Genomic DNA, 11,981 nt, shown 5'->3' on the forward strand with positions numbered 1-11,981 from the left:
CGATGTCTGGGACAAAGACGTCGCGGAGGTGTTCGGCATGACCGAGGTACTACTGGCCGTGGGCACCCGAAAAGGCCTGTTCATCGGGCGCGGGCGGGACGGCGGCTGGGAATTCGACGAGAGTCCGTACTTCAACGCACAGGCCGTGTACTCGGTCGCGATCGACACGCGCGGCGACACGCCACGGCTGCTGGCCGCCGGCGACAGCGCGCACTGGGGGCCGTCGGTGTTCCACTCCGACGACCTGGGCCGCACCTGGACGGAGCCGTCCGCGCCGGCGGTCAAGTTCCCCAAGGACACGGGTGCCTCACTGGAGCGGGTGTGGCAGCTGCACCCGGCGGCGGCCGAGGACGACGTGGTGTACGCGGGCACGGAACCGGCGGCGCTGTACCGCTCGGAGGACCGCGGGGAGACCTTCGAGCTGGTCCGCCCGCTGTGGGAGCACCCCACGCGGTCGAAGTGGGTACCGGGCGGCGGCGGGGAGGGCCTGCACACGGTGCTCACCGACCGGCGGGACGCGCGGGCGGTGACGGTGGCCGTGTCGACGGCCGGCGTGTTCCGCACCAGCGACGGCGGCGCCAGCTGGGTCCCGTCCAACTCCGGTGTCTCCGCGGTCTTCCTGCCGGATCCCCACCCGGAGTTCGGCCAGTGCGTGCACAAGGTGACGCGGGACGCGGCCAATCCGGACCGGCTGTATCTGCAGAACCACTGGGGGGTGTACCGCAGCGACGACGCGGGCGCCCACTGGACGGACATCGGTGAGGGGCTGCCGTCGACGTTCGGCTTCGCCGTGGCCGCGCATCCGCACCGCGGTGACACGGCGTACGTGTTCCCGATCAACGCCGACGCCGACCGGGTGCCGGCCGGCCGGCGCTGCCGGGTCTACCGCACGGCGGACGCGGGCAAGAGCTGGGAGCCGCTCACGGCGGGCCTGCCGCAGGACGACCACTACGGCACGGTGTTGCGGGACGCGCTGTGCACCGACGACGCCGACCCGGCGGGTGTCTACTTCGGCAACCGCAACGGCGAGGTGTTCGCCTCGGCCGACGACGGCGACAGCTGGCGGCAGTTGGCGTCGCATCTGCCGGACGTGCTGTGTGTGCGGGCGGCCGTGATCGGATGAGGTCCACGGGGGGAACGGGGGATCGAGGGGGGAACACAGTGAACACGGTGTGGCAGGCGGGTGTTGGCCACCGGTTGATCGTCACCTTGTGTACGGCAGTAGGGTGACGCCCGTGGCACCACGACCCTTGCATGAAATCGTCGAAGCAGGCTGGGCGAAGGCCCTGGAACCCGTGGCCGGGCAGATCGCCGCGATGGGTGACTTCCTCCGCGCGGAGATCGCCGCGGGGCGCACCTATCTCCCGGCGGGCGCCAACGTCCTACGGGCGTTCCAGCAGCCGTTCGACGAGGTCCGCGTCCTGATCGTCGGGCAGGATCCCTATCCGACGCCGGGGCATGCGGTGGGGCTGTCGTTCTCGGTGGCGCCGGACGTGCGGCCGCTGCCCGGCAGCCTCATCAACATCTACCGCGAGTTGCAGGCCGATCTGGGGCTGCCGGCCCCGTCCAACGGTGATCTGACCCCGTGGACCCGGCAGGGGGTGCTGCTGCTGAACAGGGCGCTCACCACGGCGCCGCGCAAGCCCGCGGCGCACCGCGGCAAGGGCTGGGAGGAGGTCACCGAGCAGGCGATCCGGGCGCTGGCGGCCCGGGGCAAGCCGCTGGTGTCCATCCTGTGGGGACGGGACGCGCGCAATCTGCGTCCCTTGCTCGGCGACCTGCCGAGCGTGGAGTCGGCGCACCCTTCCCCCATGTCCGCCGACCGCGGCTTCTTCGGCTCGCGTCCGTTCAGCCGGGCCAACGACCTGCTGATCCGCCAGGGCGGCCAGCCGGTGGACTGGCGCCTGCCGTGACCCCGGCCGACGCGGCGCGCGGCAACTCCTCCCCGTCCACGGCGGACTCCGCCGACGGGGGCGCCACGGCGCCCGACGCGCACGCCGGTGCCGATGCCGATGCCGGTGCCGCCGAGCGCGCCGGTGCCCTCGGGACGGCCGGCGCCCGTGGGACCGCCGGATCCCCCGGACCCGTCACGCCGCCTGCCGGTGCCACCGGCCCTGGTGGACGTGCCGCCGGCCCGGACAGGCGTGCCGCCGGTTCCGAAGGACGGGCCATCGGGCCTGGCGGGCGTGCCGCCAGTTCCGAGGGACGGGCCACCGGTCCTGGCGGGCGTGCCGCCGGTCCGGACGGGCGTGCCGCCGGTTCCGGTAGGCCTGCCGCCGGCCCCAGTGGGCGTGCGGCCGCACACCACGCCGTCGGCGCGGTGGGACACGAGTTGCTCGGCCGCGTCGAGACGCCTCCCGGCGAGAACGACCCGGTGGTGCTCGCCGTCGACTCGGGAGGTTCCGGGCTGCGCGTGGCCGTCGGGACGGTCGCGCGGGGGGTGCTGGCGCAGCGGGCCTCGCGTGAGCCGGTGCGAACCGGCGACCGGGGCATCGACGCGGACCATCTGCTGGCGCAACTGCTGCCGCTGGCCCGGGCGTTGCTCACCGAGAGCGGGCTGCCGGCGCCGGTCGCGGCGACCGTCGGGGCGGCGGGGCTCGCCACCCTCGGTGAGGCGCTGCGTGCCGAACTGCCGGGCGCGCTGCGGCGGGAGCTGGAGGTGCGACGGCTGGCGCTGGCCGCGGACGCCGTCACGGCGTACACCGGCGCTCTGGGCTCGCGCCCCGGCGCGGTGATCGCGGCCGGTACGGGTCTGATCGCCGTCGGCACGGACCTGACCGGCTGGCGGCGGGCCGACGGCTGGGGTCATCTGCTCGGCGACTGCGGCTCCGGCGCGTGGATCGGGCGGGCGGGTCTGGAGGCCGCGCTGCGCGCCCACGACGGCAGGCCCGGCGGTTCGGCGGCGCTGCTGGCCTGCGCCGAGAAGACGTTCGGGCCGGTCGCCGGGTTGCCCGGCGCGCTGTACCCGCGCCCCGACCGCCCGGCCGTCCTCGCCTCGTTCGCGCCGCAGGTGGCGGCGTGCGCGAGCGACGGCGACCCGGTGGCCGTGGCCGTGCTGCGCGAGGCGGCCCGGCACATCGCCGACTCGGCGGCCGCCGTGTGCCCCCCTTCGGGCGAACCGTGCGTGGCTCTCACGGGCGGCCTGTTCAAGACGGGCGACCCTCTGCTCGTCCCCCTGGAGGAGGAACTGGCCGCACGGCTGCCGCACGCGCGCCGGGTGCCCGCCGAGGGCGACCCCCTGCACGGCGCGGTCCGCGTCGCCACCGCTCTCGCCCTGGACTCCCTTGCGCTGCCCGCCGACGGCACGATGCTGCACGTACTGGAGACGGCGGGGTCATGACCCGGCAATCCGCCCGCACGGGACAAGTCGCCCGGAACAGACGCCGATCACTTCCAAACCGTACGTAACTCATCAGACAAATCCGGACGGATACCGCTCACCTGCACCCTCCCCGAACAGGGGAGCCCAGGAAACCAGTAACATGCGGCGCCATGAGCTCCCCCACTGGGCCCGCGTCCGGCCTGCCTGTACGAATGCCGCGCCCCCGCCAGCCCGGGCGGCACCGCCGACCCGAGCCCCTGGCGGCTCCCGAGGGCGCGCCCGCGCTCGTCCTCGCGGTTCCGGGCACGACCGGCACCGCCACGCGCAGCCTCGCCGAGGAGGTCGTGAGCATCGCGCGCTCCGAGCTGCCCGGCCTGGACGCGCGGATCGGGTACGTGGACGGGGACGACGCGGAGTTCCCGACGCTGCAGTCGGTGCTCGTGTACGCCGCGGAGGAGCGCACCGCCCGCTACGAGCACGCCCTCGCCGCAGGTCTCGAGGTCAAGGAACCCGAGGGCCCGGTCGCGGTCGTCGTGCCGCTGCTGGCCGGTCCGGACAACGCGCTGCTGCGCCGGATCCGCCAGGCCCTGATGGACAGCCGGGTCGCCGCCGAGCTGACCGACGTGCTCGGCCCGCACCCGCTGCTCGCCGAGGCGCTGCACGTGCGCCTGTCGGAGGCCGGTCTGGCCCGCGCGGACCGTGCCCGCCTGTTCACCGTGGCGACGGCCGCGGACGGCATCATCCTCGCGGCCGTGGGCGGCGAGGAGGCGGTGCAGGCCGCCGGGATCACGGGCATGCTGCTCGCCGCGCGCCTCGCCGTGCCGGTGATGGCGGCCGCCCTCGACCAGGAGGGTTCGATCGCGAACGTGGCCGAGCAGCTGCGGTCCTCCGGTTCCCAGCAGCTGGCCCTCGCGCCGTACCTGATCGGGCCGGAGATCGACGCCTCGCTGGTCGAGGGGGCGGCCAAGGAGGCGGGCTGTCCGGCGGCCGAGGCGCTCGGCCCGTACCCGGCGATCGGCAAGCTGGCCCTGGCGAAGTACACGACGGCGCTGGGCATCACCCCGCCGCAGGCGCAGGGCGCCCCGGTCCGCTGACCCACCCGTACGACACCACCCGGAGACACCCGGATCCATGCCGAAGGGCCCGTTCCCCACAAGGGAGCGGGCCCTTCGGCATACGGCCCCACGAGCCGGCACGAGCCGGGACGGGACGGACGGGGCCGACGAGGCCGACGGGAGGGACGAGGCCGACGGGGGCGGACGATCCGGCGGCGGGAGTCAGCCGAGGACCACGCAGGACGCGGCCGGGACCGCGATCGAGCCGCCGCGCCGGGGCATCCCGGTGGCCGGCTGCACCGCGAACCAGGTCACGTCGCCGGAGCGTTCGTTGGCGACGTACAGGACGCCGTCGGCCTCGGTCAGCGCCCGCGGCCAGTGACCGCCGCACGGCACCGTCCCGGCGAGCCGCAGCACCTCGCCGCCGCCCTCCACCGCGAAGACGGACAGCACGTCCTCGCCGCGGGTCGCGATCCACAGGAAGCGGCCGTCGGGCGAGGCGACGATCCCGGACGGGTAGGCGTCGCCGGCCGGGGCGTGCGGCAGCACGGGCGTCTCGGCCAGCGGGGTGAGGGCGCCGCCGACGGCGTCCCAGCGGCACACGGTGACCGTGGGCGTCAGTTCGTTGACGAGGTAGGCGTACCCGCCGGACGGGTGGAACTCCAGGTGGCGCGGGCCGGAACCGGGCCGCATCGCGAATTCCCGGTGCACCGACGGACTGCCGTCCACCAGGGTGCACACCCGCACCGAGTCCGTGCCGAGGTCGACGCTGACCGCCCAGCGGCCGCTCGGGTCGGGCTGCACCTGGTGGGCGTGCGGGCCCTGCTGGCGCTTGCTGTGCGGCCCGGAGCCGGTGTGCCGCAGCACGCCGGAGGCGGCGGGCGCGAGGGTCCCGTCGGCGCGGACGGGGACGGCGGTGACACTGCCGGAGCCGTAGTCGGCGGTCAGGACGTGGCCGTCGTACAGGCTGAGGAACGTGGGGCCGCCGCCGACCGCGACGCGGGGACCCACCGGCTCGGGTTTGTCGCCGTCCACCCGGAACGCGGCGATGCCGCCCTCGGAGGTCTCGCTCACCGCGTAGAGCGTGCTGCCGTCGGGCGACAGGGCGAGGTAGGAGGGGTCGGGAAGACCGTCGACGCGGCTCAGGGGCGTCAGCGCGCCGCTGCCGGCCGCGACGGCCGCCGTGAGGATGCCGGGGCCGCCGGCCGCCGTGAACGACCCGATGAACGCCCGCCGCCCGCTGTTCGCCACCGCTGTCCCCTCTCGTCACCCGGTACCGGGTGCGACGCTAGCAGTCGACGGGCCCGGTCTAGACCAGACGTGGCCAGATCCCCGCCAGATCCCGGCCGGGCCCCCGGGAGGGGAGAGGGCGGAGAAGGCGCGAGGCCCACCGGCTGCGAGGAAGCCGCGCGGACCGGCTGCGAGGTACGCGGCCCATCGGAAGGTGAGCCATCCACCGGCCGTGCCCGGTCAGCAGGGGCTGCGGTCGCCGCCGGGGCGCCCCCGCGGCCGCGTCGACCGCCCTCAGGCACCCACCAGGGGTGAGCCCGACGGGGCGCGCAGCGGGGTGGCCAGTTCGGCGAGGGCGCGCTCCAGGCCGTGCAGGTGGGCGAGGGCGGCCGGTTCGGTGGCCGGAGGGTGGGCGCTGACCGCGAGCTCGCGGGTTTCGCCCTCGGTCAGCGCCTCCACCGCCGCCTGCACCCGCCAGCACGCCGCGGCCAGCCGGGCGTCGTGGGAGGCCTCGGGGTCGGCGGCGACGGCGACCAGGCCGCGGATCTCGCGGGCGCAGTCGTCGAGGAGGGCGAGGACGGTCCGGGCGCGTTCCTTGCGGCCGCGCATCGGGTTCAGCGGGTGCACCAGCGGCGCGATGGAGAGCCGGACCCGGCCGAGCAGCTGCTCCAGCTCGGCCGCCCGCGGCGCCGGGTCGGCGTCGGGCGTGCCAGCGAGGCGCGCCGCGGCCTCGGCGGTGCAGGCGTGCACGCAGCGCAGGGCACGCTGGATCCACGCGTCGGTGACGGCGTGGGTGGTGACCGGCAGCACGAACAGCACGGCGAGCACGGCGCCGAGCGCCCCCACGGCGGTCTCCGTCAGCCGCAGCGCCAGCAGCCCGGGGGTGAGGACGCCGAGGAGGCCGTAGAGCAGCTCGGCCAGCAGCGTCACGCAGAGCATCATCCAGGTGTAGGAGACGGCCGCGGAGTAGAAGATGCCGAAGACGCACGCGGCGACGAGGACGGCCGTGGGGACGGGCGCGCCGTGCACGGGCACGGCGACGAGCAGGCCGAGCCCGATGCCGATGACGGTGCCGAGCACCCGGCGGAAGCCGCGCACCAGGGTCTCCCCGCGCGAGGTGGTGTTGACGAAGACCCACCAGGTGGCGCCGACGGCCCAGTACCAGCGCTGCCCGCTGACCAGCTGGCCGGCGACCAGGGCGAAGCCGGCGCCGGTGAACGCCTGAACGGCCTGCCGGGTGGTCACCCGGGCCAGTACGCCGCCGCCGGGCGGCGCGGGAGCCGCGACCGGGGGCAGGCGTCGCTCGTAGCACCACAGCCCGAAGCGCACCACGGCCGCGGACGCCACGGACAGCAGCAGTGCCGCGAACAGCTCGGGCAGTTGTCCGGGGCCCGCGTGCAGGAACTGCGCGATGAAGAACATCATGAACGCGAACACACCGAGGCTGTGACCGCGCGGCCCCCACCGGCGCGCGTACACGCCCGCGCCGACGACGGCGAGGAACGTGACGTCGCGCAGGACCGGCAGGTCGTGCAGGACGGCCGCGGCAGCGAGCACCGGCAGTCCGACGACGGGCAGCAGGGCCGTGGTGACGGCCTGGCGGCGCACGGTGGCGTCGGCGACCGTGAACAGGGCGAGCAGCGCGGCGAGTCCGCCGGTGACGGCGCCCGGGAGGGCATGTCCGGCCAGGCCGCACACGATCACGGCCAGCCCGATACCGAGCACGGCCCGCGCCGCGAAGCGCAGCCGTACCCGTCCCGGGTCCGGAGCCACGAACACCCGCTTCAGCACTGCCTACCGCCCCCTGGCACACTCGCACGAAAAAGGCGCCGCGGAGGTCCGCAGCGCCATCGACCTCAATATGAGAGCATCAAGGCGGCTGGTGGCTCAAGTCTGTCCCTGAACACTGGACCATTGGCTCAGGAGAAGCCGCTCCGTCTCGGCCGAGGCCAGGCCAACGGACCAGCCTCGCTGGTCGGCTCAGCCCTCGCGCCGCTGAGCCATTGGTACAGTCGGCAGTGATCACCGCACGATCCGGAAGACCGGTGGAACCATGACCGTGGACGAGCTCGACACCCGCATCCTGCGGCTGCTGCTCGAACAGCCGCGCACGAGCGTGCGCGAGTACGCCCGCATCCTCGGCGTGGCCCGCGGCACGCTCCAGGCGCGGCTGGACCGCCTCGAGCGGGACGGCGTCATCACCGGCACCGGCCCCACCCTCTCCCCCGCCGCGCTGGGCCACCCGGTGCTGGCGTTCGTGCACATCGAGGTCACACAGGGCCACCTCGACGACGTGGGTGACGCCCTGGCGGCCGTACCGGAGATCGTGGAGGCGTTCTCGATCACCGGCGGCGGGGACATGCTGACCCGGGTCGTGGCACGCGACAACGCGCACCTGGAGGACGTGATCCAGAAAGTGATCAGCCTGCCCGGCGTGGTGCGCACCCGCACGGAGGTCGCCCTGCGCGAACGCGTCCCGCACCGCCTGCTGCCCCTCGTCGAGTCGATCGGACGGCAGAGCGCGCCCTGACCGCGGCTTCGACCTGTGGCCTGCGGCGCACCTGGGGCGGTCCGGGCCGCCCCGGATTCCTCGCGGCCGCGGCGACGCCCGCGCGCACGACCTCGCCGCCGGGGTGGCGGCGGGGCCGCACCGCCGCCTTCGCGCTGCGGCCGCCGGGGCCGGCGTGGGCGACGGCCCCGGCTTCCGGGTCACGGTCAACGGGCGCCCGGTGGGCGGCACTCCGGTCCCGGGAAGCCACCTCACGGTGTGGCGCCGACCTGGCGGGACGGGGACGTGGTCCGGGTGGCGACCCTGATCGGCGAGATGCCGCTACGAGCGGCGGCGGGGCTTGCCCGAGCTGCCGCGCCGACCGCCCGTGCCGCCGCCGCGAGAGCCGCCCGTGCCGCCGCCGCGAGAGCCGCCCGTGCCGCCGCCGCGAGAACCGGCCGTGCGCGAGCCGCCGCTGCGGGAAGCACTCCCGCTCTTGCGCTCACCCGCGGCCTTGCGTCGCTCCCCCTTGGCCGGTGTCTGCTGGGCGGCCTGCTGGGTCCGGCCACGCCCCCGGGTGCTGTTCACCGTGCGGCCGCGCACGATGCCGATGAACTCCTCGACCAGGTCCGTGGTCGCCTCCTCCGGCCAGGACAGGACGACGCTCGAACACGGCGCGTCGGTGACCGGCCGGTAGGTGAGGTCCCGGCGGTGGTACAACCGGGCCAGCGACTGCGGCACGAACAGCACACCGATCCCGGCCGCGACCAGCTCGATCGCGTCCTCGGTGGTCTCCGGGCGCTGGAAGGCGGGCTCCCCGGGCGGCGCCCCGTCCCAGCCGAGGACGTCGTCGAGGGGGTGCAGCACGACCTCGTCGGCGAGATCACCGAGAGTGACCTCGTCGGCCGCGGTCGCCACGTGGTCCTTGGGGACCACGACGACCGTCGTCTCCGTGTAGAGGGGGATCGCGCTGAAGAACGTCCGGTCCACCGGCAGCCGCAGCAGGCCGATGTCGGCGCCCTGCTCGCGCAGCACGTCCGGAGCCTGGGCGGCCGGGACCTGGAGCAGGGTGAGGGGGACGTCGGGCAGGCGCTCGTTCCAGACCCGCGCCCACTTCGCGGGCGTCACCCCCGGGACGTAGGCGAGCCGGAACGATGGGGAGTCTTCGGAGCCTGTCACGCCCGCAAGGCTACCGGCTGTGGTCGGAGGCCTCAGCCCGGGCGGATAGTCTGGACTGCATGAAGTCGCAAGCGAACACCCAGACGATGAAGCCGGCCACGGCGGCGAAGAAGCTGGGTGTGTACCTCCCCGCCACCCCCAAGGAGTTCCAGGAGGGTGTCGTCTCGCGTGCCGAGCTCGACGAACTCCAGGCCGACCCGCCGGAGTGGCTGCGCGAGCTGCGACGCACCGGCCCGCACCCGCGTCCCGTGGTCGCGGCGAAGCTCGGCGTGTCCAACGCGGGTCTCCTGCGTGCCGGGATCACCGGCGCCCTCACCACCGAGGAGATCGAGGCGCTGCGGCAGGAGATGCCGGAGTGGCTGGTGAAGGAGCGCGCCACCCAGGCCGAGGTGCGCAAGGAGGCGGCCCGCCTGAAGCAGCGGGACGCGGAGCGCGACCAGGGCTGACCGGGGGCGGGAGACCGGCGCCAGGGATCGGCGGGGGCCGCGAAAACCCGGTGCGGCGGCTCGTGGCGCGCTGCGATCATGCCGCAATGCGTGACACCCTCGAACAGCTGGTCGTACGGCACACCCACCGCATCCCCTCCCCCGCCGGACCGGCGGGGTCGGGCGAGGTCGCGGCGCGGCAGTTCGACGCCGCGCTGATGTCGGTGGGGTTCAAACTCTCCGGGCCGGCACTGGAGCACCTGTCGTCGCTGTCCGGGACGACGGTCGTCGGCACGGCGCGCCGGGTGCTGACGACGGTCCGTGCCATGGTCGGCGACCACGTCCGGCACAACGTCTACTTCGTCGACTTCCCGGCGAACGTCCCGGACACCCTCGACTTCTGGATGCGCTGCATCGCCGAGGCACTGGCCGACGACAGCACCCGTGCGAGCACGCTGGAGCAGCTGAGCGACGGCGTGGTGGACCTGCTCACCCTGCCCTCCTACGGCCGTTACCGGCACACCTATACCGAGATGCTCGCCGCGCACGACGAGCTGGTCCCGGCCGCGGGCGACCGCCTCACCGTGCTGCACCTCGGCGGCCCGCTCCGGGACGAGGCCGGCGCCCTGTACCTGGCGCTGGCGGGAAGCAGCACCCCGCTGGGTGAGGACGGGCTGCGCGACCTGGAGCTGCTCGCCGGGGCCTGTGCGGACGGGCCGCAGCCGGAGACGATCCCGGTGCGCGAGAACCGGGCCGTGCTGAACCGGGCCCGGCTCGCGGCGGGCGCACCGCTGCTGCTGGACACCGTCACCGACGTGCTGCGCCTGGCCTGCGCGCTGTCCGACGGCGATGTGACCCTGACCGGGCCGACCCGGTTCCGGACGCTGCTGCGGCCGGTGCGCCGGGCGCTCCTCGCGGGCCTTGACGCGGTCGTGGCCGCCTCGCCCGCCAAGCTCGCCGACGTCACCGCGCACCGGGAGGCGTTCAAGCGGCTCGGGGAGCGGCTGCACCCGCACGAGTATCCGCGGTGGCCGCACGCCGCCGACGTGTTCGCCGTCGCCCGGGGCGAGAAGGAGGCGCGCTCGTTCGACAGCCGGGTCGAGGAGCTGCTCGCCATGCACGACGTGACCGGCGCGGTGAAGCTGCTGGCCGCCGCGCCGGGCAAGCTGTTCCGGTCCCTGGACCGGCTGCTGCGCATGGCGCTCGACCAGGACGAGCGGGACGCGGTGGCCGGCGCGGCCGAGCAGGTCGTCGGCGAGGTGTCGGGGCGCGTACTGCTGTCGGTGGCCGAGCATCTGCGCAACCGCGCCTGGGCGACCGGGGAGCGGCGGGTGTTCGTGGGCCGCACGGGCCGCGCCTGGGTCACCGAGGACACCCGCCCGCCGGTGCTGCCGCCCGAGCGCGAGCGGCTGATCGCCCTGATCGACGAGGAGACGCGCCGCCGGCTGCCCGAGGTGGGGCATCTCCTGGTCGACCCGGACGTGCTGGACGTGGCGCTCCCGCTCAGCGGCAAGGCGACCGCGTCCGGTTTGGGCGTGCTGCCGCGCGGGTCCCTCTCCCCCGTCGACGGTGAACTGCTGCGCTTCTTCGTCTACTGGAAGGAGCGGGCGCAGCGCACCGACTTCGACCTGTCGGCGCTGCTGCTCGACTCGGACTACCGGACGCAGGGCTGGCTGTCGTACACCGCGCTGTCCGCGGTGGAGGGCGAGCACTCCGGTGACATCACCGAAGCCCCCGACGGCGCCTCGGAGTTCATCAACCTGCGGCTCGGCGCCGTGCGCGGCACGTACATCGTCCCGCAGGTCAACATCTTCTCCGGGGAGGGCTTCGAGGAGGTCGAGGAGTCCTTCTTCGGGTTCATGCTGCGCGAGGCGGAGCAGGCGGGCCGGCCGTTCGAGCCGCGCACGGTACGGATGAAGTCGGAGCTGCGGGGCCCCGGCCGGGTGGCGCTGCCGCTGGCGTTCCTGCGGGGCGAGGACGGGCGCTGGCGCGCCAAGTGGCTGCACCTGTACCTGAAGGGCCATCCCTCGGCGAACCAGGTCGAGGGCAACCAGGTGTCGGTGGCGACCTTGCTGCGCGGTGTCGTGGAGCGGGACTACCTCACCGTGGGCCACCTGGCCGATCTGCTGGCCGGCGGCGGTACGACGGTGACCCGCTGGGACGGTACGGCGGTCCCGGACGGCCCGGTCACCTACATCGGTCTGGAGCGGCCCGACGGCCTGCACCCCGGCTCCCGGATCATCACGCCGGAAAATCTGCGCGACCTGATCCCGGCGTGACTG

General features: G+C 74.7%; 10 protein-coding genes. 7 read left to right on the forward strand and 3 right to left on the reverse strand.

The annotated features are described in order from the left end of the window. Positions 1–37: 37 nt before the first annotated feature. The 4 genes from AB0E88_RS08715 (at position 38) to AB0E88_RS08730 (ending at position 4,416) form a co-directional block, all read left to right on the forward strand. The gene (locus AB0E88_RS08715; RefSeq protein ID WP_361626067.1) at positions 38–1,123 is read left to right on the forward strand and encodes an exo-alpha-sialidase; all 1,086 of its coding nucleotides are present in this window, start codon (positions 38–40) and stop codon (positions 1,121–1,123) included. A gap of 112 nt (positions 1,124–1,235) precedes the next feature. Then, complete coding sequence (locus tag AB0E88_RS08720) at positions 1,236–1,913, forward strand: uracil-DNA glycosylase (RefSeq protein ID WP_361626070.1); 678 nt, start codon at positions 1,236–1,238, stop codon at positions 1,911–1,913. 407 nt (positions 1,914–2,320) lie between these two features. After that, positions 2,321–3,340: a BadF/BadG/BcrA/BcrD ATPase family protein gene (locus AB0E88_RS08725; RefSeq protein WP_361626073.1), complete on the forward strand. Its 1,020-nt coding sequence runs from the start codon at positions 2,321–2,323 to the stop codon at positions 3,338–3,340. A 152-nt stretch (positions 3,341–3,492) separates the two neighbouring features. Next, positions 3,493–4,416, forward strand: a complete 924-nt coding sequence (locus AB0E88_RS08730; protein ID WP_361626076.1) for a hypothetical protein — start codon at positions 3,493–3,495, stop codon at positions 4,414–4,416. A 183-nt stretch (positions 4,417–4,599) separates the two neighbouring features. On the opposite strand, the gene AB0E88_RS08735 is transcribed toward AB0E88_RS08730, so the two are convergent. Next, positions 4,600–5,628, reverse strand: coding sequence for a lactonase family protein (locus AB0E88_RS08735; protein WP_361626079.1), 1,029 nt, complete (start codon positions 5,626–5,628; stop codon positions 4,600–4,602). 273 nt (positions 5,629–5,901) lie between these two features. Then, on the reverse strand, positions 5,902–7,398 hold the full coding sequence (locus AB0E88_RS08740) for an FUSC family protein (RefSeq protein ID WP_361626082.1): 1,497 nt from the start codon (positions 7,396–7,398) through the stop codon (positions 5,902–5,904). A 262-nt stretch (positions 7,399–7,660) separates the two neighbouring features. Here AB0E88_RS08740 and AB0E88_RS08745 point away from each other — a divergent pair, with 262 nt between their 5' ends. Further along, the gene (locus AB0E88_RS08745) at positions 7,661–8,137 is read left to right on the forward strand and encodes an Lrp/AsnC family transcriptional regulator (RefSeq protein ID WP_103785646.1); all 477 of its coding nucleotides are present in this window, start codon (positions 7,661–7,663) and stop codon (positions 8,135–8,137) included. A gap of 300 nt (positions 8,138–8,437) precedes the next feature. On the opposite strand, the gene AB0E88_RS08750 is transcribed toward AB0E88_RS08745, so the two are convergent. Then, positions 8,438–9,274: a LysR family substrate-binding domain-containing protein gene (locus tag AB0E88_RS08750; RefSeq protein ID WP_361626086.1), complete on the reverse strand. Its 837-nt coding sequence runs from the start codon at positions 9,272–9,274 to the stop codon at positions 8,438–8,440. Positions 9,275–9,333: 59 nt separating this feature from the next. On the opposite strand from AB0E88_RS08750, the gene AB0E88_RS08755 reads away from it, so the two are divergent. Further along, a complete protein-coding gene (locus AB0E88_RS08755; RefSeq protein ID WP_361626089.1) occupies positions 9,334–9,720 on the forward strand; it encodes a DUF5997 family protein in 387 nt (128 codons plus the stop codon). Between the two features lie 86 nt (positions 9,721–9,806). Then, on the forward strand, positions 9,807–11,978 hold the full coding sequence (locus AB0E88_RS08760; RefSeq protein ID WP_361626092.1) for a TerD family protein: 2,172 nt from the start codon (positions 9,807–9,809) through the stop codon (positions 11,976–11,978). Positions 11,979–11,981 lie beyond the last annotated feature (3 nt).

It is taken from the genome of Streptomyces sp. NPDC028635, from assembly GCF_040637635.1.
Taxonomy (GTDB): domain Bacteria; phylum Actinomycetota; class Actinomycetes; order Streptomycetales; family Streptomycetaceae; genus Streptomyces.

Bases quoted from the DNA above. Each gene is read 5' to 3' on its own strand.
- AB0E88_RS08715 (WP_361626067.1), top strand. From the start codon at position 38: ATGACCGAGGTACTACTGGCCGTGGGCACCCGAAAAGGCCTGTTCATC.
- AB0E88_RS08730 (WP_361626076.1), top strand. From the start codon at position 3,493: ATGAGCTCCCCCACTGGGCCCGCGTCCGGCCTGCCTGTACGAATGCCG.
- AB0E88_RS08745 (WP_103785646.1), top strand. From the start codon at position 7,661: ATGACCGTGGACGAGCTCGACACCCGCATCCTGCGGCTGCTGCTCGAA.
- AB0E88_RS08755 (WP_361626089.1), top strand. From the start codon at position 9,334: ATGAAGTCGCAAGCGAACACCCAGACGATGAAGCCGGCCACGGCGGCG.
- AB0E88_RS08760 (WP_361626092.1), top strand. From the start codon at position 9,807: ATGCGTGACACCCTCGAACAGCTGGTCGTACGGCACACCCACCGCATC.